An 18810-nucleotide genomic window follows, 5' to 3' on the forward strand; every position below is an offset into this window, starting at 1 on the left:
CGATCGACGCGTCCCGTTGCCAGCCTCGGTGACCGCCTCACGCAGGACTCGGGACAGCACTTCGTCCCCGGCCTGCAGGCACTGGTCGCCTTCCCGCTGGAACAGGCACGGCGCGATCGCGCCGCCGGCCTGCGGATCGGCACGTTCATCAGCGGCTATCCGGGGTCACCGCTGGGCAGCTACGACCTCGCACTGAGCCGCGTGCCGGATCTGCTGACCGACCACGACGTCAGCTTCGTGCCGGCCGGCAACGAGGAGCAGGCGGCCACGGCGCACATGGGCACCCAGATGCTCGAGGACCACCCGCACAGCCGGTGGGACGGCGTGACCGGTATCTGGTACGGCAAGGGCCCCGGTGTCGACCGCAGCGGCGACGCGCTCAAGCACGGCAACTTCGCCGGCACCTCCACCCACGGCGCGGTGGTGATCCTCTCCGGCGAGGACCACGAGGCGAAGTCCTCGACCATGCCCTTCCAGCAGGACTACGCCTTCGTCTCCGCCGGCATCCCGATCTTGTACCCGGCGACGGTCGAGGAGTTCCGCTCCTTCGGCATCCACGCGATCCGGCTGTCCCGGTACTCCGGCTGCTGGGTGGCCATGAAGCTCACCAGCGCGCTCTGCGACGCCGGCCAGTCGGTCACCTACACCCCCGGCGAACCCGAGGTCGTGATCCCCGACCTGACCATCGACGGCAAGCCGTTCGTCAAGCGCACCGACTTCTCCTTCTTCCCCGGCAAGAACATCGAGACCGAGCGACACCTCTACCAGGAGAAGCACCTGGCGGTGCGCGCCTACGCCCGGGCCAACGGCCTGGACCGCACGGTCGTCTCCGGTCCGGCCGACACCGTCGGAATCATCACGGCCGGCAAGTCGGCCACCGACGTCGAGCAGGCCCTCGTCGACCTGGGGCTGAGCCACGACGACCTCCGCGCCGCAGGTGTCCGCATGCTCAACGTCGGCCTGGTCTACCCCTCGACGAGCAGCGGGTGCAGGAGTTCGCCGCCGGCCTCGACCGGGTCGTCGTCGTCGAGGAGAAGCGCGACTTCCTCGAGCAGCAGGTCCGCTCCGCCCTGCAGCCCCTGGGCCGGCCCATCCAGGTCGTCGGCAAGCGGGACGAGCGCGGCGCCCCCTGTTCCCCATCGAGGGCGGGATGGACGCCGACTCGGTGGCCGAGCGCCTGGTCCCGCTGCTGACGCCGGTGCTCCCCGACCTGCCGCTGCGGTCGCGGAACGAGGAGATCGCCGCAGTCCGCAAGCGCAACTACGAGGCGCTGGCCGCCCGCACGCCCAACTTCTGCTCCGGCTGCCCGCACAGCACGTCGACGGTGCTCGCGCCCGGGCAGATCGCCATGGGCGCGCCGGGCTGCAACTGCTTCAACACGGTGATCGAGCAGCCCGAGCGGCACATCGACGTCATGACCCAGTACGGCGGCGAGGGCCTGCCCTGGATCGGGTTGTCGCGCTACACCGACCGCGAGCACATGGTGCAGCACATCGGCGACGGCTCGATCTACCACTCGAGCTACCTCAACGTGCGCTGGGCGGTGGCCGCCGGCGCCACCATCACCTTCAAGCTGCTCTACAACGGCGTGGTCGCCAACACCGGCGCGCAGGACGCCGTCGGCTCCCGCGGGCTGGCCAGCCTGACCCGGGGCCTGGAGTCCGAGGGCGTCGCCCGAATCGTCGTCATGACCAAGGAGCCCAAGCGGTACCGCCGGGAGCGGCTGGCGCCGGGGTCGAGATCCGTCCGGCCCACCGCATGGTGGAGACCGCCGACGAGCTCTCCCGGGTCCCGGGCGTGACCGTGCTGGTCTACGACGAGTCCTGCGCCAACGAGCGGCGCCGGCTGCAGAAGCGCGGCAAGCTCGCCCGCCCGACCGAGTACGTGGTCATCAACGAGGACGTCTGCGAGAACTGCGGCGACTGCGGCGCGGCCAGCAACTGCATGTCGCTGCAGAAGACGCCGACCGAGTTCGGTGACAAGACCCGCATCCACACATCGTCGTGCAACCAGGACTTCTCCTGCGTCAAGGGCGACTGCCCGTCGTTCACCACCGTGCTCACCGAGGAGGGCAAGGGCTACCCGAAGAAGACGGTCCGGCCACTCGCCGACGACGAGCTGCCGGCGGTCCGGGTCCCGTCACCCACCGAGCCGTTCAACCTGTACATGCCCGGGGTCGGCGGCACCGGCGTGCTGACGCTCAACGGCGTCCTGTCGGTGGCCGGTCTCCTCGACGGCTACGAGGTCACCTCCTTCGACCAGACCGGCGCCGCGCAGAAGTGGGGCCCGGTCATCAGCAGCCTCACCCTCATGCCCACGGGAACCGTCGCACCGGCCAGCAAGGTCGGCGTCGGCAAGGCCGACCTCTACCTGGCCCTCGACGAGGTCGGCGCCTGTTCCCCGCCAACCTCGACCGGTGCGCTCCCGAGCGCACCGTCGCGGTGACCAACACCGATCTGTTCCCGACCGGCGAGCAGGTCCGCGACGTCCACGCCGTCGTCGACACCCAGCGTCTCCGGGAGACCATCGCCAGCTACTGCCGCGAGGTCGTCGAGGTCCGTGCGCGGTGGATCGCCGAGGAGGTCTTCGGCGACTACATGCTGACCAACGTCGTCGCCCTCGGTGCCGCCTACCAGAACGGTCTCCTCCCCTCTCCGCCGCGGCCATCGAGGCCGCGATCGAGCTGAACGGGGTCGCCGTCGAGGCCAACAAGCAGGCGTTCCGGCACGGGCGCCTGTGGGTGGCCGACCGGGCGCGGATCGAGGCGCTCATCGCGCCGCCCGAGACCGATGCGGTCACCGAGTTCGGCCGACGGGTGCAGCGGCTCGACCGCCGCCGCCGGGCGGCGGCCCAGGCGCTGTGGCAGCGCGCCGCACAGCTCCCCGAGCCGATTCGCCGGCTGCTGGCCGTGCGCATCCCCGAGCTCGTCGACTACCAGGACGGCGCCTACGCCGCCCCTACGTGGACGAGGTCCTCCGGGTCGCCGCCCGCGAGGCAGCGGTCGATCCGGGTTCACACCGCCTGACCGAGGCGGTCACCCGCTACCTCTACAAGCTCATGGCGTTCAAGGACGAGTACGAGGTCGCCCGGCTCTACCTCAAGCCGGACTTCGCCGAGCACGTCGCGGCGACGTTCGAGGGCGACGTGAAGCTGGTGCACAACCTCCAGCCACCGCTCGCCCGGCGGTTCTTCCCGCACAAGCTGCGGGTGCCCGAGACCGTGGCCGGGCCCACCTTCCGCGCGCTCCGGGCCGCCCGCCGGTTGCGCGGCAGCGCCGCGGACCCTTTCCGCCTGCTGGAGTCCCGCCGCGAGGAGCGCGCCCTCATCGAGTGGTACCGCGAACTCCTCCAGGAGACGACCCAGCAACTGCGCCCCAGCACGATGGACACCGCGGTGGCCATCGCCGAGCTGCCCGACATGATCCGTGGCTACGAGGACGTCAAGCGCGCCAACGCCGCCCGCGCCCTGCAGCGTGCCGAGGAACTGCAGGAGGGCCTCCGGCGCCCGCGGCTGAAGCTGACCCCGGTGCCTGACCACACGGCCGTCGCACCGGGCAGGCCGGCCTTCCCCCAGCGGGGAGGCCGAGGCCGGCAACGCGGCCGGTCGGCTCGCGGCCCAGCTGCGGGAGGAGCTCCTGTCCGGGCGCTACCCGCCCGGGGAACGGCTCAAGGAAGAGGAGCTGGCCGCGCGCTTCAGCGCCGGCCGGTACACCGTCCGGGCGGCCGTCGCGATGCTGGTCGGCAGCGGGCTGCTGGACCACCGCGCCAACCGTGGGGCCGTCGTCCCGCTGCTCTCCCCGACCGCGTCCACGAGGTCTCCGCCTACCGCGAGATCCTCGAGGTCGGCGCGCTGCGGCTGGCCCTCCAGCACGGTGCCGACCTCGGCCCCGTCGTCGCCGCGACGCAGGCACTGGAAGCGCTGCCCGACGACGCGCCGTGGATCGACGTGGTGGAGACCCACCAGGCCATCCACACCAGCCTCATGGTCGCCGCCGGGAACGACCGACTCCTGGCGGCGTACCTCCGGTGCGAGGAAGAGCTGCGCTACATCGTCTCCACCGTACGGCCGGACTTCACCGCGGGCCGCCTGGCGGCCCTCCACACGCGGCTGGTCGCCGGGATCCGCTGCGGCGGGGAGCAGGCCGTCGCCGCACTCGAAGAGGACCTGCACACCGGCCGGCAGGCGGTCCTGGACGCCCTGCCCCATCCCGAGCAGCCGTCCGACGTCACGGAACCGGGCACGGAACCGGTGTCACGCCACCTGATCGGAGATCTCGCATGACCGAGCACGCCCGCCCCGCCCGACCACGACGGCAGCTGCCGCGGTGGTCGGAACTGAAGCCGATGCTGGTGGGTGAGCGGCCCACCGGCAGCCCGGTCGAGCGGCGCATGGCCCGGGCCTACTCGATCGACGACCTGCGCACCCTGGCCCGGCGCCGGGCGCCGCGCGCCGTCTTCGAGTACGTCGACGGCGGCGCGGAGTCGGAGCTGACCATGGCGCGCAGCCGGGCAGCACTCGACGCGGTGCAGTTCGCCCCGCACGTGCTCCGCGACGTCAGCGCGGCCGATCCCGGCACGACCATCCAGGGCCGGCCGGCCGCCCTGCCGGTGGTGCTGGCACCCACCGGACTGACCAAGGCCATGCACCACGAGGGCGAGCTCGCCGTCGGCCGGGCCGCCCGGGACGCCGGGCTGCCGTACGCGCTCTCGACGATGGGGACCACGTCGATCGAAGAACTCGCCGCCGAGGTGCCGACGGCGGACCGGTGGTTCCAGCTCTACCTCTGGCGTGACCGGGCAGCGGGCAAGGACCTCCTCCAGCGGGCGGCCGCCAGCGGCTTCACCACGCTGATCCTCACCGTCGACGTCCCGGTCTCGGGCGGACGGCTGCGCGACCAGCGCAACGGGTTCACCATGCCGCCGACCCTGCGCGCCAAGACGATCGTGGACATGGGCATGCACCCGTCCTGGTGGCTCAACATGCTCACCAGCGGGCCGCTGACCTTCGCCACGATGAGCGCCGCACCGAGCAGCGTCGCCGACACGATCACCCGCATGTTCGATCCGGCCGTCACCTTCGACGACCTCGGCTGGCTCCGTGAGAACTGGTCCGGCTCCATCGTGGTCAAGGGCATCCAGCGGGTCGACGACGCCGTGCGCGTCGCCGACGCCGGCGTCGACGGGATCGTCCTGTCCAACCACGGCGGGCGACAGCTCGACCGCACGCAGGCACCGCTCACCCTGCTTCCCCGGGTGCGCGACCGGCTGCAGGACTCGACCGAGCTGTACATCGACGGCAGCATCCGGAGCGGCGCCGACGTCGCGGCCGCCGTCGGGCTGGGAGCGGACGCCGTGCTGATCGGACGCGCCTACCTGTACGGCCTCATGGCCGGCGGCGAGGCCGGCGTGCGTCGTTCGCTGGCACTCCTGCGGCAGGAGTTCGTGCGGACGATGCAGTTGCTGGGCGTCCGCGAGGTGTCCGCGTTGCGGTCCGGCGTGGTCGCGCTCGACGCGCCGTCGGCCGAGGCACTGGGAGCCGATGGCTCGCTCACCGGCGTGCGGTGACCCTCAGCGCTCCCCGCGGAGGAGCCGGCTGGGGTGCTGGGAACGGGGACGTCCGCCATCAGCCGGACGGCGTCCCAGAGCCCGGCCTGGGAGCTGGAGACGACGGGGCGCTGCCAGCGCTGCTCGAGCGCCAGGATGGCATCGAGGGTGTCCAGGCCCCCGCAGGAGAGCAGGAGCGCCTCCGCGGCAGGGAACTCGTCCAGGAGCCTGCTCCCGAGCTCGACGAGGGTGTCGGTGCGCACCTCGGTCAGCCGGTCGATAGCGGTGATGTCCAGCTGCGCCGCGGACACCACGTCGATGCCCGCCCCATCGAGGAAGCTGGTGAGTGCTCCGGCCACCGTGCCGGTGTAGGCGGAGAGCACGCACACCCGCTCGGCACCCACGGAGCGGAGCGCCCGGACGACGGCCAGCGCCATCGTCGAGACCGGTCGCTCCCCTGCCGCCCCGCAGAGCCGGTCGAGCAGGGCCCCGTGCGCCTCGGAGCCGAGGTAGAAGCTCAGCGACGTGCCCATCAGCGAGACCGCATCGGCGCCGGCGTCGACCAGCCGGCCGACGGCGTCCTCCAGGCCGCCGAGGGCCCGCGCGTAGTCGTCGGGGGCCATGTCCGTCAGCCCCAGCCCGGTCGCGACGAAGTCGACCCCGGAGGGTAGAGGACGGCCGCGTCGCCCGGTACAGCTCCTGCCGCGGGCGGCACGACCAACCCGATCGTCGGCCGTCCGTCCACGCCCGTCATGCGCCGGCCCGGGTCTCGCCGACGTGCCCGTCGCTCAGACTCAGCCGGGAGACGGTGTCGGCGACCAGGCGGCCGAGCGCAGGGATCCGCCGCTCGGGCAGCCGGGCGGCGGGCACGGCCACGCTGATGGCGGCCCGGGCCCGGCCCTGCGCATCCAGGATCGGGGCGGCGACACCGCGTACCTCGTCGCGCCATTCCCCGCGGTTGACCGCGTACCCGTTCTTGCGGATGGTCCGGAGCTCCTCCTGCAGCGCGTCACCGTCGGCGACGGTCCGCCCGGTGTAGCGCTCGAGGGACTCGGCCAGCAGCTGGTCGATGTCGCTGTCGTCGCTCCAGGCCAGGATCGCCTTCCCGCTGGAGCTGGCGTGGATCGGCGCCACCACCCCGAGCGGGTCGAACAGCCGGACGGTCTTGCCGCTGTCCAGCTTCTCGATGATCGCGACGCCGTCGCGGCCACTCCGGATGGCCAGGTGGACGTTCTCGTCGGTCATCGCCAGGAGCTCCCGCATGACCGGCATGGCCTGCTCGCGCAAGTCCAGCCCGCCGGCCCGGCTCGCGAGCACCAGCAGCCTCGTCGTCACCATCCAGCGGCGGTCGCCGCCCGGCGCCTGTTCGACCCAGCCCACCTCGTGCAGCGAGACGAGCGCACGCTGGATGGTGCTCTTCGGCAGGCCCATCGAGCGCGCCAGGTCGCTGACCCCGACCGGCTGGTGGGTCGCGACCTGCTCGAGCACCTGGAACGCCGTCGCGACGACGCGCATCGCACCCCACTCTCTACTGAATTCATACCGATCACGTGACGGCTGTTGACTCCGTCACTTTCGACCGTAAGGTCAAGTGTGCCACGTCACGAACTACTGTGCCACGTCACGGCACAAACCGAAAGGTGCGTCGCTTGTCCGACCTGAAGATCGAAGGACTCTGCAAGGCGTTCGGCGAGGCCCTCGCGGTGCGCGACCTCGACCTGCACATCGAGTCCGGCGAGTCGATCGTGCTGCTCGGCCCGAGCGGCTGCGGGAAGACCACGACGCTGCGGATGGTGGCCGGCTTCGAGCGGCCGACCAGCGGGCTGATCACCATCGGCGGCACCGTCGTCGCCGGGCCCGGCACCTTCGTCCCGCCCGACCAGCGCGAGGTCGGCGTCGTCTTCCAGAGCTACGCGCTCTGGCCGCACATGACGGTCAACGACAACGTCGGCTTCGGCCTGACCGTCCGGCGGCGGCGCAAGACGCTCGACGGCGGCCGCGCCAGCATCGCCGGCCGGGTGCAGGCGGCCCTGGAGCAGGTGCAGCTCGACGGGCTCGGCAAGCGGTACCCGCACGAGCTGTCCGGTGGTCAGCAGCAGCGGGTCGCACTGGCCCGCGCGCTGGTGACCCAGCCGCGCGTGCTGCTCCTCGACGAGCCGCTCTCCAACCTGGACACGAGGCTCCGCGAGGACATGCGCCTGGCCATCCGCAACATCCAGCGCGAGTCGGGCGTGACGATGATCTACATCACCCACGACCGCACGGAGGCCCTCGCCCTGGCCGACCGGATCGTCGCACTCAAGACCGGCGAGACCCAGCAGATCGGGCCGCCGGAGCAGCTCTACCAGAACCCGCGGAACCGCTTCGTCGCCCTGTCGCTGGGGCCCGCGAACTTCATCCCGGCCACCGTGCAGTCCTGGGGGACGAGGTCGTCGTCCGCCTGGAGACCGGTCAGGTCGTCGGGGTCAACACGCCTCCGGACATCATCCGCGCGACCGGCGACAAGGTCCTGGTCTGCGTCCGCCCGCCCGACATCGGCATCGAGCGCCGGCGGGAGGACGCCGAGACAGCCGGTGGCACCGTCCGGGAGGCGGTGTTCCTCGGCGACGAGACGCACTACATCGTCGACGTCGACGGCCTCCAGGACCCCGTCCGCATCGTCCAGCGCACCCTGCGCCCGATGGACCGGGGCACGCGGGTGACCGTTCTGGTCGACCGCGGCGTCGGCAACCTGATCGACGAGCCGGCCGACGTCCTCGCTGCACCGCCCACGGCCGAGAGCGCCGAGCTCTCGAGCCTGGCCACGTCCTGATCTGGGCCCTGACCTCCGCCTGAGCAGTTCCCGCACGTTCCCCTACACCTGAGGAGACACGTCCATGTCCCGTACCACCCTCCGCCCGCGCGCGGCCGGACTCGCCGCGGCCGCGGTGCTGGTCGCCGCCATCGCCGGGTGCAGCGCCCCCGAGTCGTCGTCGCAGAGCGCCGAGGACCTGCCCACCGACCAGGAGGAGCTGATCGCCGCGGCGCAGGAGGAGGGCGAGGTCTCCATCGGCGCCGGCGGCCACACCCGCGAGCAGGTCGAGCTCCTCGCCGAGAGCTTCGAGGAGGAGTACGGCATCGACGTCACGTTCGTCCGGGCCAGTGGGGTGACATCTCCCAGCAGGTGCAGGCCCAGCTCTCGGCCGAGGCGCTGCAGTTCGACGTCATCAGCCTCAACGACGAGGCGACCCTGGCCGGCTGGAGCGAGGAGGGGTGCTCGCCGACCCCGAGCTCGAGAACCGGGACCAGATCCTCGAGCCACTGGCGACGCCGGAGGACGCGGCGCACGTGCCGTTCACCTGGGCGGCCATGGGCTACTCCTACAACGAGGCCTCGTCCGACCCGGCGTCGCTGCCGACGACGTGGGCGGACCTGGCCCAACAGCCCGGCGTGTTCGCCGTCGCCAACCCCAACTCCTCCGGCGCAGCCCTGACCTTCGTGGCGGCCATGGAGCAGATCGACCCGGAGTTCCTGCCGTCGCTCGGCGAGGGCGAGACCCTGATCTCGGACTCCGCCCTGGCGCTCACCCAGCTGGTCGCCACCGGTGAGGCCGATTTCGGCATCCCCGGCATCGAGGCCGACGTCGCCACCGCGGCCAACGCCGGCGAGCCGCTGGCCATGGGGTACCCCGAGGGCGAGATCGGCGTGCTCACCTCGTTCATCGCCCCCTGGCCGACTCGCCGCACCCGGCGGCCGCCCGCCTGCTCGTGCAGTACCAGCTGAGCGAGGAGTTCCAGAACATCCAGGCCGGGATCGGCTCCCGCGCCGTCCTGACCGGCGCCGATGTGCCCGCGGGCGCCGAGGAGCTCAGCGAGGACCGCCTGGTCGTCATCCAGGCCGAGGAGCTGTCCGCGCAGAAGGACGAGCTCCTGGCCAAGTTCTCCGAAGCCATGGGGGTCTGACGATGCAGGGAGTCCTGACGGATTCCCCGCCCCGCGGGGCGGGGACTCATCCCCGCCCCGCTCCGGGCGCAGATTCAGCCGCTGGCGCGGCGCGGAGTCCCTCACACCGTGGCTCTGGGTCGCGGCGACCTTCTTCCTGGTCGTCGTACCGGTCGGCTCACTCCTCTGGAAGAGCCTCGAGCTGCCGGACACCGGGACCCGCGGTCTCGACAACTACGGCGAGGTGCTCTCCCAGGGCGACGTGCTCGAGGCCATCTTCAACTCCTTCTGGATCGGCACCGCCACGACCGTGGGGGCGCTGCTGATCGCGGTCCCGTTCGCCTTCCTGGTGAGCCGCACGGACATGCCCGGTCGCAAGTTCTTCCGATCGGTGGCGGTGCTCACCTTCGCGGCGCCGAGCTTCATCGCCGCGATGGGCTGGATCCTGCTGCTCGGGCCACGCGGGGGCCTGCTGAACGAGTACATCCTCGTTCCGCTCGGGCTGCCGGCGTTCGACATCTTCGGCGCGCAGGGGATCATCCTGGTGCTGACTCTCTTCCTCTACCCGCTGATCTTCCTGCCCGTCACCGACGCGCTGGACAACATGGACAGCCGGCTGGAGGAGGCCGCGGAGTCGGCAGGGGCCACGCGGGGGCACACCCTCCGGAAGGTGACGCTGCCGCTGATGCTGCCGCCGATCTTCTCCGGCAGCCTGCTGGTCTTCATCAGCGCGTTCGTCATCTTCGGGCCGGTCGCGCTGCTCGGCGGGCCGGTGGGGTTCCAGACGATCCCCACCGCCATGCTGGAGCTGATGACGTTCCCGCCGCGGATCGAGTACGCGGCCGTCCTGGGCCTTCCCGTCCTGTTCGCGCTCGGCGTCCTCCTGTACCTCCAGCGCAAGCTGTACGGACGGCGGGCCTACACGACCGTGGGCGGCAAGCCCGGCCAGAAGCGCACGGTCCACCTCGGCGTGTGGCGCTGGGCGGCGTGGTTCTTCGGCTTCGTGGTCCTGCTCTTCAGCATCGTGCTGCCGTTCGGCGTCCTGTTGCTGACCTCGTTCCGCAAGGCGGTGGGACTTCCGCTCACCTGGGACAACCTGGTGCTGTTCGACAACTACACGGCGCTCGTGGAACGGCCCGCCATCCTGGAGTCGTTCTGGAACAGTCTGTGGATCGCCCTGGTGGCCACGCTGGCGAGCCTCATCGTGGCGGTCCTGGCGGTCTGGCTCCTCGAGCGCAGCCGCACCCGGCTGCGCCCGTTCATCCAGCCATTCATGCTGGCTCCGCTGGCCTTCCCGGGGCCATCCTCGGCATCGCCATGGTGATCGCCTACAGCGGCTCCCCGTACTGGCTGGGCGGCACGCTCACGATCATGCTGCTGGCCTACCTCATCCGGGTCGTGCCGCAGTCGTTCACCTACGTGCATGCCGGCTTCAAGCAGGTCAACGTGGAGACCGAGGAAGCGGCCAGGGTCCTGGGCGCGTCCTGGAGCGAGTCCATGCGGCGGGTCACGATCCCGCTGCTGCGGGGCCGATCCTCTCGATCGGGGTGCTCAACTTCGTCCTGCTCTTCCGCGAGCTCGACGTCTCGATCTTCCTCTACACGGGGTCCAACAACGTCGCCCCGGTGATCCTCTACAACCTGGCGTCGGAGTCGCAGTTCCAGCTCATGGGCGCACTCTCCGTCGTCATGCTCGTCATCAACCTCGGCGTGGTGCTGATCGCCCGCCGGCTGCTCGGTGTGCGCGTTGCCCATTAACTCAGCCCACTGAGCACCACACCTTCGGGTCGCATCCACGCGTGCCCTCGAGAGAGGAAATTTCGCCCGTGCACATCATCAAGACCGAGTCCTGGATCCTGCGCCTGCCGTTCGTGCGGACCAGCCGTGACTTCGACGACGCTCACCACGAGCTCATCGGCGTCACCCTCCACACCGACACCGGCCAGACCGGCACCGGCTTCGCGTTCGTGACCGACTTCGGTGGCGGCGTCGCGGTCAAGGCCCTCCTCGACGACGTGCTCCTCCCCGCGTGCAGGGCCGGCAGGTGTACGACGGCAAGAAGATCTGGCACGAGCTGTGGTGGATCACCCACCGCCTGGGCCGTGGCGTCAACTCCTTCGCGATCGCCGCGATCGACATCGCGCTGTGGGACCTGCGGGCCCGCGGCAACGGGCACTCCCTGGCCCAGGAGCTGGGACAGGTGACCGATCGCGTTCCCGCCTACGGGTCGGGCAAGGGGTCACCGCTTCTCGGCGTCGAGGAGCTCGTCGAGCTGTCGGCCGGCTACGTCGCCGACGGTTTCTCGGCGGTCAAGGTGCGCGTCGGAGTGGACCCGGCGGCCGACGTCGAGCGGGTGCGGGAGGTGCGGCGCGCCCTCGGGGACGGCGTCCGGATCATGTGCGACGCCAACGAGCGGCTCGACCTGCCGACCGCGCTCTGGCTGGGGAACAAGCTCGCCGACTTCGACATCTACTGGTTCGAGGAGCCGGTGATCAGCGACGACGTCGACGCCCACCAGCGGCTGGCCCGCGCCCTGCCGATGCCGATCGTCGGCGGGGAGCACCTGTGCAGCAGCCGGGAGTTCGTGCCGTTCGTGAACGCGCAGGCGCTGGACGTGCTGCAGCCCAACATCTGCATGGTGGGCGGCTACACCGAGGGCATCCGCATCGGTGAGCTGGCGGCGGCCCACGGCCTCGGCTTCGCCCCACACTTCATGAGCGAGCTGCACATCCACCTCGCGGCCGCGCTGAAGAACACGACCTACCTCGAGTACTTCCCATTCCTGGACGAGTTCATCGAGACGCCGCTCGAGCACGCGGACGGCCACATCCTCGTGCCCGACCGCCCCGGTCACGGCGTCCAGTTCACCGACGCGACCTGGAACCGGTACCGGACCGCATGAGCACCCGTCCCGTCCACAGGAGGAACCGGTGAAGGTGGCCGAGGCCGTCGGGCGCACGCTCGCCCGGCTCGGCGTCGACCAGGTGTTCGGCGTCGTGGGGAGCGGCAACTTCCACGTCACCAACGCGTTGATGGCGGGCGGTGCGCAGTTCGTCGCCGCCCGGCACGAGAACGGTGCGGCGATGATGGCCGACGCCTTCTCGCGCAGCACCGGACGCGTCTCGGTCGTGAGCCTCCATCAAGGATGCGGTCTCACCAACGCGATGACCGGCATCACCGAGGCGGCCAAGAGCCGCACCCCGGTGCTGGTCGTCTCCGGGGACACCCCGCGCACCTTGAAGACGTCGAACTTCTGGATCGATCAGTCCACCGCGGTGGCGGCGCTCGGTGCCGAGGTGGAGAGCGTGCACACCCCGGAGACGGCGGTGGCCGACGCCATCCGCGCCTTCCGGCGGGCGCTGCTGGAGCGGCGCACAGTGCTGCTCAACCTGCCACTCGACGTCCAGGAGGCCGACGTCGAGTGGACGCCGGCCCTGGTCGAGGAAGCGCCCGAGCGGCTCTTCCCCGGTCCGGCGCCCGAGGCGGTGCACCGCCTCGCCGACCTGCTCGCCGGCGCCGAGCGGCCGGTGCTCGTCGGCGGGCGGGGTGCGCTGGGCGCCCGCGGGGAACTGGAGTACCTGGCCGACGCCTGCGGCGCCCTGCTGGCCACGTCCGCCGTCGCCCGTGGCCTGTTCGCCGGGCATCCCTGGAGCCTCGACGTCATGGGCGGGTTCGCCACCGACGCCGTCGCCGAGCTGATCCAGGACGCCGACGTCCTCGTGTCCTTCGGAGCCGCCCTGAACCGATGGACAACCCGGAACGGCACCCTCGTACGTCCGGGGACGACGGTGGTGCAGGTCGACCTCGATCTGGAGGCCCTCGGCCACCACCGCCCGGCGGACCTCGGTGTCGTCGGCGACTCCGCGGCGGTGGCCGCCGCCGTGGCCGCCGAGCTCGAGGGCCGGGCGGGAGCGGCAGACGGGTACCGCGGGGATGCCGTCGGCGAGCGGATCCGGAAGGGCACCCGCTGGCAGGACGTGCCGTTCGAGGACACCGGGACCAGCGAGCGGATCGACCCACGCACGCTGACCATCGCCCTGGACGACCTGCTGCCGGCCGAGCGGGTCGTCGTGCCCGACGGCGGGAACTTCAACGGCTACCCGGCGATGTTCTTCGACGTCCCCGACCAGTGGGGGTACTGCCTACCCCTGGCGTTCCAGTCGATCGGGCTGGCGCTGCCCGCCGCGATCGGTTCGGCCGTCGCCCAGCCGGGCCGGGTGGCCATCGCCGGAGTCGGCGACGGCGGGCTGATGATGAGCCTCACCGAGCTGGACACCGCCGTGCGCCTCCGGTTGCCGCTCGTGGTGGTCGTCTACAACGACGACGCCTACGGTGCCGAGGTGCACCACTTCGAACCGGAGGGGCGCCGTTGGACACGGTCGTCTTCCCGGAGACCGACATCGCGGCGATCGCTCGCGGTTTCGGGTGCACCGGGGTCACCGTGCGCCGCCAGGAGGACCTGACGGGCGTCAGGGACTGGGTCGACGGTCCGCGAGACACACCGCTCGTCATCGACGCCAAGATCACGTCCTTCCCGTCCTGGGTCCTGGCCCACACGTTCGCCGGCGGCGAGTAGGCACGGCGGCTGCGGTCCGGTCAGACGATCCGGATCCGCAGCCGGCGGAACCCGCGGCCCTTGTTCTCCATCTTCACGACCTCGACCCGGCCCACCATCGACGTCGACGCGACGTGCGTTCCGCCGTCGGCCTGGGTGTCCAGACCGACGATGTCGACGATCCGCACCTCCTCGATGTCCGGCGGCAGCAGGTTGGTCGCCGTCCGGATGATGTCGGGGATCGCGAACGCCTCCTCGCGCGGCAGCGTCTTCACCTCGATCGGCCGGTCGGCGGCGATCTCCGCGTTCACCGACTCGGCGATGCGGTCCTTGAAGTCGGGCGGCACCTCGGCCAGGTCGAAGTCCATCCGCGCGGTCAACGGCTCCATGTTGCCGCCGGTCACCAGCGCCCCGAAGTCGCGGAAGACGACGCCGGTGAGCACGTGCAGCCCTGAGTGGGTGCGCATCAGCCGTGTCCGCCGCTCGTCGTCCAGCGCACCGCGGACCGCCGTCCCCACCGGCGGCAGCGGATCGCCCTCGACCGGGAGCAGGTACAGCTCGTCGCCCTTGCGCGTCCCGGCGATGCGGGTGCGGACGCCGCCCCAGAGCAGCACCCCTCGTCCGGTGGCTGCCCGCCACCGCCGGGGTAGAAGGCCGACCGGTCGAGCACGATGCCCTGCTCCGGATCGGCGGAGAGCACCGTCGCGTCCCACTCCCGGACGGTGGAGTCGGCGAGGTCGAGGCGATGGGTGTGCCCGTGATGGGTCTCGGTGGTCACGCCCGCATGCTGCCCCCGACCACGCCGAGGGAACAGGGCCACCGCGCCGGAGTGGACCGAGAGGTGCCCGGCCGCCCGTCCCGGCGGTGCTAGCTTCCCTGGGGTGGAGGATGCGGGGCCCGGAGTCTCGGCGGTCCCGCCTGCCGCACCACCCTCGCGCAGCAGTGGCCTCCGGCGTCCCGCCGTCGCGTACGCCCTGATCGCCGTCCTCGTCGTCGCCCCGATCTACGTCATGGCCGCCTCGCTCGCAGTTCGGGCCGGGCTGTTCGACTTCTCCGCCGACGCAGAGCTCTCGGCCGACGACGCACGCGCCGCCTGGGGCTTCGTCGGCGCTGCCGTGGCCGCCGCGGTGACGGCGACCGGCCTGCTGCTGACGCGGTCCCACAACATCCGGACCCTCGCCTTCCAGGAGAGCGTCGAGCAGGCGAAGCGTGAGACGGAGCGGCAGGCCGATCAACGCCTGTCCCTCGACACCGTCATCGCCGGCCTCAAGCTGCTGGGAGAGGGGCCGCAGTACAGCACGCCCGCCGCCGTCGCCGGGGGCTCACCACGCTCGTGCAGCTGGGGCACCCGATCATCGCGCTCCGTTGCCTCGCTGCGGCCTGGCCGAACAGCTCGGCCGTCGACGTCCAGACCGCCGTCTGGATCATGGAGGCGGCCTTCGCGAAGGGCGACGACTTCGCGCAGCACGAGGTGCTGAGCCTGGCGCACAAGAACCTGGACGCTCTCGTCCCCACCGGTCGGGACGAGCTCTCCTGGCTTCCCGAGTTCATGCCGGACGGTTGGGACAACGCAGTCTCCTGGGACAACCGGGCGGAGATCATCAGGCTCTACCTGCGGACCCAGCTCCAGCGTTCCAAGGACGACTGGGGCGGTCCGCTCCCTACGTCGTCGTCCGGCTCGACGAGGCGCTGCGCGGGGAGGAGGCCGCCGACGTGCGGGGTGCCGTCGCGGCAGCCGCCGACGTGCTGCTGGCGGCATCGTCGGAGCCCGACACCACCGGCTACCCGATCCGCCGCAGCACCCTGGTGTCGCTGGGCGAGATGCGCGAACGCGCCACTGCCGCCGTCGCAGAGACCACCGCGACGATCGGCTCCATCGAGGCGCTGACCGCCCAGTTGCGCGACTGGGCCGATCCCGACGCCGCGCCCGCCGGCTCCCCGCAGTGACCCCGCGCCCGACCCGCCGGTAGCCGTTGACCCCGCGGACCGCTCGCGAGGACAGTCGGAGGTGCGGCGGCGCCGCAGGGGTACCGCCCGCTCTGGAGAGGAGTGGTGGCATGTATGCCCGTTCCACCACCATTCGTGGAAACCCGCAGGCCATGGACGACGGGATCGCCTACGTCCGCGACACGGTCATGCCCGCGGTGCGGGAGATGGACGGCTGCATCGGGCTGTCGATGCTCTGCGACAAGGAGACCGGCCGCTGCATCGTGACCACGTCGTGGGGCGATGCGGACGCCATGCAGCGCAGCGCCGGCAGCGTCACGGAGATGCGGCAGCGGGCCGCGGAGATGCTCGGCGGCGACGCCGAGGTGGCCGAGTGGGAGATCGCGGTCATGCACCGCAAGCACGAGACGCACCACGGCGCCTGCGCCCGCGTGATCTGGGCGCAGGGCGACCCGGCTCAGCTGGACCGGATGCTGGACACCTTCCGGATGCGCCTCATCCCGCGGATCGAGGAGCTGCCCGGGTTCGTGAGCGTCAGCGTCATGGTCGACCGGCAGAGCGGACGCAGCGCGACGGCGGTGAGCTACGACAGCCGCCAGTCGATGGCCGAGGCGGAGCGGCCCGGCATGGCCATGCGGCAGGAGTTCAGCAGCGAGATGGGCATGGACATCACTGACGTCGCCGCCTACGACGTCGTGCTCGCCCATCTGCGGGTCCCCGAGACGGTCTGACCGCCGTCCCGAGAGCCGGGCCGGTACCCGCCGTCATCGCAGCGCGGGTGCCGGCCCGCTCCGGGTCAGGGGCCATCGGCCCGTGACCCGTCCGTGCTCCAGCCGTCCTTCCGGTGTCGGTCCGACCGAGCGGACCGCGGCGGCTCGGAGCATCCTCGTGCTGTCCTGGTGGTCCTGGCGCTGCTCGCCGTCCGGCTGCCGGACCTCGTCGTCCTCGTGCTCGGCGCGGTCCTCGCGGTCACGACGGCGCGCGCGGCCTGGGCGACGCTCGACGTCGTCAACTCCCGGCTCTGGCACCTGGTGCCGGTCTGCCTCGTCTGCCTGCTCGCGTTCGGGCTCGCGGTGAGCGGTGCTGCGCACTGGCGGTCGCCGGACGAGGCGGGCGCCGGCGGCGGGACGGGAACGCCGCCGGCATGATCGGCGCCGGGCTGGTGCTCACCCTGCTGCTGATCGCGGGCGGAGCCGTGATCGCGAACGTGCAGGAGAGCGGGCTCGGGCCGGCCGGCCCGCCCCAGGACGTCGCCGGGCTCCAGAGCACCCGGTCCGCCGACTCGTCGGCGGTCGACGACCTGGGCGGAGCCTGGGTGCCCCAGCTGGCCGCCGCCGAGGTGGCCGACGACGACGCCGCCACCGCGTTCTCCGCCCGGCACCGCGACTGGGCGGCACGCTTCCCGGCAGTGCTGGTGCGCGGGGACGACGTCAGCGGCGACCTCGGCAGAGCTCGTGGCTGACCGTCGTCGAGCAGGGCTTCGGGTCCGAGGCCGACGTCCAGGCGTGGTGCGCGGCCAGCGGGCTGCCCGCCACCGGGTGCGTCCCGTTCCGGCTGGTCGGCTGACGCCGACTCAGCGCCGCGGTGCTCCTCCGCCCGCGTCACCGGCCGGCGCCGCCACCGGTGGCCGGTGGCGGCGCAGCGTCGCGACCGGCAGGCCGCGCGATCGGCGGATCATGCGCCGACCGATCCGGATCGTGACCGCGCCGGCCAGGCTCAGCAGCGCCACCGCCAGCCAGGCCGCCGTGTAGGACAGGTTCTGGGCGAGGACGCCGAACAGCACCGGCCCGGCCGCCGCACCCAGCGACAGGCCGGTCTGCATGAAGCCCGTCGCCGCCGCGGCCGTCGTCCGGTTCTCGCGGATGACGGCGAACTGGAACAGCCCGGGCCAGGACCACCCGAGGCCGCAGGCGAGCACCGAACCGACGACGAACAGTGGGACCCCGCCCGTTGCCAGGAGGCCGAACCCGACCGCACCACCGGTGAGCAGGTAGGTGATGAACAGGAATCGGCTCCGTCCGGGGTGCCGGTCGGCCAGCCACCCGAAGCCCACCCGGTTGACCAGCATGAGCGCCGAGCAGCCCGCGAAGAGCAGCCCGGCCGTACCCGACGCGATGCCCGCGGCGACGGCGGAGTCGACGAGGAAGACACCGATCGGAGAACTGGCCGCGGATGCGAAGAAGCCACCGAGGGTCAGCACCACCAGTCCGCCCCGCGGCATGCCCCGGTCGGGGTCGTCCGACGTCCCGGGCGGGCCGGCCGCACCGGAGCCACGTCGACCGGCCACCGAGCCCGCCAGCACCAGGGCGGCGAGCACCGCCGCGGCGGCCACGGCCCACCGCCAGCCGAACACCAGGGCGACCCCGGGGACGGCGAGCCCGCCGAGCAGGGTGGCCGTCGGGATCGCGGACTGCTTGATGCCGAACGCCAGACCCAGACGCCGGTCGGTCACCCACCGGGAGAGTCCGAGGTTGGCCGACGGCTGTGCCACGGAGTTGGCGAGACCGCCGATGGCGAGCGCGGCCACGAGCATGCCGGCCGACTGCGCCGAGGCCAGCGTGGCGAGGGACAGCGTGGCCAGTGCTGCCGCCAGGACCGTCCCCTCCGGTGGCCGAGCCGCTGCACCAGGCGCCCGCCGGAGCGGCCCAGCAGACCGGACACCGCGAACAGCGTCGCGGTCGCGAACCCGAAGAACGCCAGCCCGATCCCGAGCTCGGCCCGGATCTGGACGGCGAGCGCGCCGACGAGGAATGCCGGGAACACCCCGATGACCGAGACGGTCAAGGCCCGCAGGGTGGCGCGTGCGGTCTCGCGGCCGCGCCGATCGCTCATCGAGCCGCGATCCC

General features: G+C 71.9%; 26 protein-coding genes and 6 pseudogenes. 24 read left to right on the forward strand and 8 right to left on the reverse strand.

The window, feature by feature from the left end:
- Positions 1 to 179: 179 nt before the first annotated feature.
- Both U6N30_RS19840 and U6N30_RS19845 read right to left on the reverse strand, forming a co-directional pair.
- Positions 180 to 467 (reverse strand): hypothetical protein, encoded by a 288-nt coding sequence (locus U6N30_RS19840; RefSeq protein ID WP_324273631.1) that lies wholly within the window; start codon positions 465 to 467, stop codon positions 180 to 182.
- Positions 468 to 482: 15 nt separating this feature from the next.
- On the reverse strand, positions 483 to 641 hold the full coding sequence (locus U6N30_RS19845) for a hypothetical protein (protein ID WP_324273632.1): 159 nt from the start codon (positions 639 to 641) through the stop codon (positions 483 to 485).
- Between the two features lie 345 nt (positions 642 to 986).
- Here U6N30_RS19845 and U6N30_RS19850 point away from each other — a divergent pair, with 345 nt between their 5' ends.
- The 9 genes and pseudogenes from U6N30_RS19850 (at position 987) to U6N30_RS19880 (ending at position 5564) form a co-directional block, all read left to right on the forward strand.
- Positions 987 to 1193, forward strand: a complete 207-nt coding sequence (locus U6N30_RS19850; protein WP_324273633.1) for a hypothetical protein — start codon at positions 987 to 989, stop codon at positions 1191 to 1193.
- Entirely contained in the window at positions 1151 to 1801 is a 651-nt protein-coding gene (locus tag U6N30_RS19855) for a hypothetical protein (RefSeq protein WP_324273634.1), read from the forward strand. The genes U6N30_RS19850 and U6N30_RS19855 overlap by 43 nt, the downstream gene beginning before the upstream one ends.
- Entirely contained in the window at positions 1759 to 2445 is a 687-nt protein-coding gene (locus U6N30_RS19860) for a 2-oxoacid:acceptor oxidoreductase family protein (protein WP_324273635.1), read from the forward strand. Before U6N30_RS19855 ends, U6N30_RS19860 begins: the two co-directional genes overlap by 43 nt.
- A complete protein-coding gene (locus U6N30_RS19865; protein ID WP_324273636.1) occupies positions 2442 to 2687 on the forward strand; it encodes a hypothetical protein in 246 nt (81 codons plus the stop codon). Before U6N30_RS19860 ends, U6N30_RS19865 begins: the two co-directional genes overlap by 4 nt.
- 53 nt (positions 2688 to 2740) lie before the next feature.
- A complete protein-coding gene (locus U6N30_RS19870) occupies positions 2741 to 3025 on the forward strand; it encodes a hypothetical protein (protein ID WP_324273637.1) in 285 nt (94 codons plus the stop codon).
- Positions 2962 to 3420 (forward strand): annotated as a pseudogene (locus tag U6N30_RS34255) (DUF6537 domain-containing protein); the annotation flags it as partial. The gene U6N30_RS19870 and the pseudogene U6N30_RS34255, both read left to right, overlap by 64 nt.
- Positions 3421 to 3634: 214 nt before the next feature.
- A pseudogene (locus U6N30_RS34260) lies at positions 3635 to 3724 on the forward strand (GntR family transcriptional regulator); the annotation flags it as partial.
- A 98-nt stretch (positions 3725 to 3822) separates the two neighbouring features.
- Positions 3823 to 4281: pseudogene (locus U6N30_RS34265) on the forward strand (FCD domain-containing protein); the annotation flags it as partial.
- Complete coding sequence (locus U6N30_RS19880) at positions 4278 to 5564, forward strand: alpha-hydroxy acid oxidase (RefSeq protein WP_324273639.1); 1287 nt, start codon at positions 4278 to 4280, stop codon at positions 5562 to 5564. The pseudogene U6N30_RS34265 and the gene U6N30_RS19880, both read left to right, overlap by 4 nt.
- A gap of 65 nt (positions 5565 to 5629) precedes the next feature.
- Here U6N30_RS19880 and U6N30_RS19885 read toward each other — a convergent pair.
- Both U6N30_RS19885 and U6N30_RS19890 read right to left on the reverse strand, forming a co-directional pair.
- A pseudogene (locus U6N30_RS19885) lies at positions 5630 to 6196 on the reverse strand (aspartate racemase/maleate isomerase family protein); the annotation flags it as partial.
- A 97-nt stretch (positions 6197 to 6293) separates the two neighbouring features.
- Positions 6294 to 7058, reverse strand: coding sequence for an IclR family transcriptional regulator (locus U6N30_RS19890; RefSeq protein WP_324273640.1), 765 nt, complete (start codon positions 7056 to 7058; stop codon positions 6294 to 6296).
- 188 nt (positions 7059 to 7246) lie between these two features.
- Here U6N30_RS19890 and U6N30_RS34270 point away from each other — a divergent pair.
- Together U6N30_RS34270 and U6N30_RS34275 are read left to right on the forward strand one after the other, a co-directional pair.
- Positions 7247 to 7693: pseudogene (locus U6N30_RS34270) on the forward strand (ABC transporter ATP-binding protein); the annotation flags it as partial.
- A gap of 389 nt (positions 7694 to 8082) precedes the next feature.
- Positions 8083 to 8199: pseudogene (locus U6N30_RS34275) on the forward strand (TOBE domain-containing protein); the annotation flags it as partial.
- Positions 8200 to 8397: 198 nt separating this feature from the next.
- Here the strand turns inward: U6N30_RS34275 and U6N30_RS19900 are convergent.
- Complete coding sequence (locus U6N30_RS19900; protein WP_324273642.1) at positions 8398 to 8670, reverse strand: hypothetical protein; 273 nt, start codon at positions 8668 to 8670, stop codon at positions 8398 to 8400.
- Positions 8671 to 8795: 125 nt separating this feature from the next.
- Between U6N30_RS19900 and U6N30_RS19905 the strand changes: the two genes are divergently transcribed.
- The 8 genes from U6N30_RS19905 (at position 8796) to U6N30_RS19940 (ending at position 13925) form a co-directional block, all read left to right on the forward strand.
- Positions 8796 to 9305 (forward strand): substrate-binding domain-containing protein, encoded by a 510-nt coding sequence (locus U6N30_RS19905; RefSeq protein ID WP_324273643.1) that lies wholly within the window; start codon positions 8796 to 8798, stop codon positions 9303 to 9305.
- The gene (locus tag U6N30_RS19910) at positions 9290 to 9484 is read left to right on the forward strand and encodes a hypothetical protein (RefSeq protein WP_324273644.1); all 195 of its coding nucleotides are present in this window, start codon (positions 9290 to 9292) and stop codon (positions 9482 to 9484) included. Before U6N30_RS19905 ends, U6N30_RS19910 begins: the two co-directional genes overlap by 16 nt.
- 223 nt (positions 9485 to 9707) lie before the next feature.
- The gene (locus tag U6N30_RS19915; protein ID WP_324273645.1) at positions 9708 to 10787 is read left to right on the forward strand and encodes an ABC transporter permease; all 1080 of its coding nucleotides are present in this window, start codon (positions 9708 to 9710) and stop codon (positions 10785 to 10787) included.
- Positions 10781 to 11092, forward strand: a complete 312-nt coding sequence (locus U6N30_RS19920; protein WP_324273646.1) for a hypothetical protein — start codon at positions 10781 to 10783, stop codon at positions 11090 to 11092. The genes U6N30_RS19915 and U6N30_RS19920 overlap by 7 nt, the downstream gene beginning before the upstream one ends.
- Positions 11089 to 11220, forward strand: a complete 132-nt coding sequence (locus U6N30_RS19925; RefSeq protein WP_324273647.1) for a hypothetical protein — start codon at positions 11089 to 11091, stop codon at positions 11218 to 11220. The genes U6N30_RS19920 and U6N30_RS19925 overlap by 4 nt, the downstream gene beginning before the upstream one ends.
- A gap of 68 nt (positions 11221 to 11288) precedes the next feature.
- A complete protein-coding gene (locus U6N30_RS19930) occupies positions 11289 to 11666 on the forward strand; it encodes a hypothetical protein (RefSeq protein ID WP_324273648.1) in 378 nt (125 codons plus the stop codon).
- Positions 11594 to 12364 (forward strand): mandelate racemase/muconate lactonizing enzyme family protein, encoded by a 771-nt coding sequence (locus tag U6N30_RS19935; protein ID WP_324278390.1) that lies wholly within the window; start codon positions 11594 to 11596, stop codon positions 12362 to 12364. Before U6N30_RS19930 ends, U6N30_RS19935 begins: the two co-directional genes overlap by 73 nt.
- A gap of 28 nt (positions 12365 to 12392) precedes the next feature.
- Positions 12393 to 13925, forward strand: coding sequence for a thiamine pyrophosphate-binding protein (locus U6N30_RS19940; protein WP_324273649.1), 1533 nt, complete (start codon positions 12393 to 12395; stop codon positions 13923 to 13925).
- 133 nt (positions 13926 to 14058) lie between these two features.
- Here the strand turns inward: U6N30_RS19940 and U6N30_RS19945 are convergent, their stop codons facing one another.
- Positions 14059 to 14631, reverse strand: a complete 573-nt coding sequence (locus U6N30_RS19945) for an alanyl-tRNA editing protein (protein WP_324273650.1) — start codon at positions 14629 to 14631, stop codon at positions 14059 to 14061.
- A 267-nt stretch (positions 14632 to 14898) separates the two neighbouring features.
- Here U6N30_RS19945 and U6N30_RS19950 point away from each other — a divergent pair, with 267 nt between their 5' ends.
- The 5 genes from U6N30_RS19950 (at position 14899) to U6N30_RS19970 (ending at position 17426) form a co-directional block, all read left to right on the forward strand.
- Positions 14899 to 15495 (forward strand): hypothetical protein, encoded by a 597-nt coding sequence (locus U6N30_RS19950; RefSeq protein WP_324273651.1) that lies wholly within the window; start codon positions 14899 to 14901, stop codon positions 15493 to 15495.
- A gap of 235 nt (positions 15496 to 15730) precedes the next feature.
- The gene (locus U6N30_RS19955; RefSeq protein WP_324273652.1) at positions 15731 to 15964 is read left to right on the forward strand and encodes a hypothetical protein; all 234 of its coding nucleotides are present in this window, start codon (positions 15731 to 15733) and stop codon (positions 15962 to 15964) included.
- 110 nt (positions 15965 to 16074) lie between these two features.
- Positions 16075 to 16695 (forward strand): antibiotic biosynthesis monooxygenase, encoded by a 621-nt coding sequence (locus U6N30_RS19960; RefSeq protein WP_324273653.1) that lies wholly within the window; start codon positions 16075 to 16077, stop codon positions 16693 to 16695.
- Positions 16696 to 16863: 168 nt separating this feature from the next.
- The gene (locus U6N30_RS19965) at positions 16864 to 17112 is read left to right on the forward strand and encodes a hypothetical protein (RefSeq protein WP_324273654.1); all 249 of its coding nucleotides are present in this window, start codon (positions 16864 to 16866) and stop codon (positions 17110 to 17112) included.
- Positions 17109 to 17426 (forward strand): hypothetical protein, encoded by a 318-nt coding sequence (locus tag U6N30_RS19970; RefSeq protein ID WP_324273655.1) that lies wholly within the window; start codon positions 17109 to 17111, stop codon positions 17424 to 17426. Before U6N30_RS19965 ends, U6N30_RS19970 begins: the two co-directional genes overlap by 4 nt.
- 111 nt (positions 17427 to 17537) lie before the next feature.
- Here the strand turns inward: U6N30_RS19970 and U6N30_RS19975 are convergent, their stop codons facing one another.
- Together U6N30_RS19975 and U6N30_RS19980 are read right to left on the reverse strand one after the other, a co-directional pair.
- On the reverse strand, positions 17538 to 18521 hold the full coding sequence (locus U6N30_RS19975; RefSeq protein ID WP_324278391.1) for an MFS transporter: 984 nt from the start codon (positions 18519 to 18521) through the stop codon (positions 17538 to 17540).
- Complete coding sequence (locus U6N30_RS19980) at positions 18413 to 18796, reverse strand: hypothetical protein (protein WP_324278595.1); 384 nt, start codon at positions 18794 to 18796, stop codon at positions 18413 to 18415. The genes U6N30_RS19975 and U6N30_RS19980 overlap by 109 nt, the downstream gene beginning before the upstream one ends.
- Between the last annotated feature and the right edge of the window lie 14 nt (positions 18797 to 18810).

Origin of the sequence: Blastococcus brunescens (assembly GCF_035320885.1) — a bacterium.
Classification (GTDB): domain Bacteria; phylum Actinomycetota; class Actinomycetes; order Mycobacteriales; family Geodermatophilaceae; genus Blastococcus_B; species Blastococcus_B brunescens.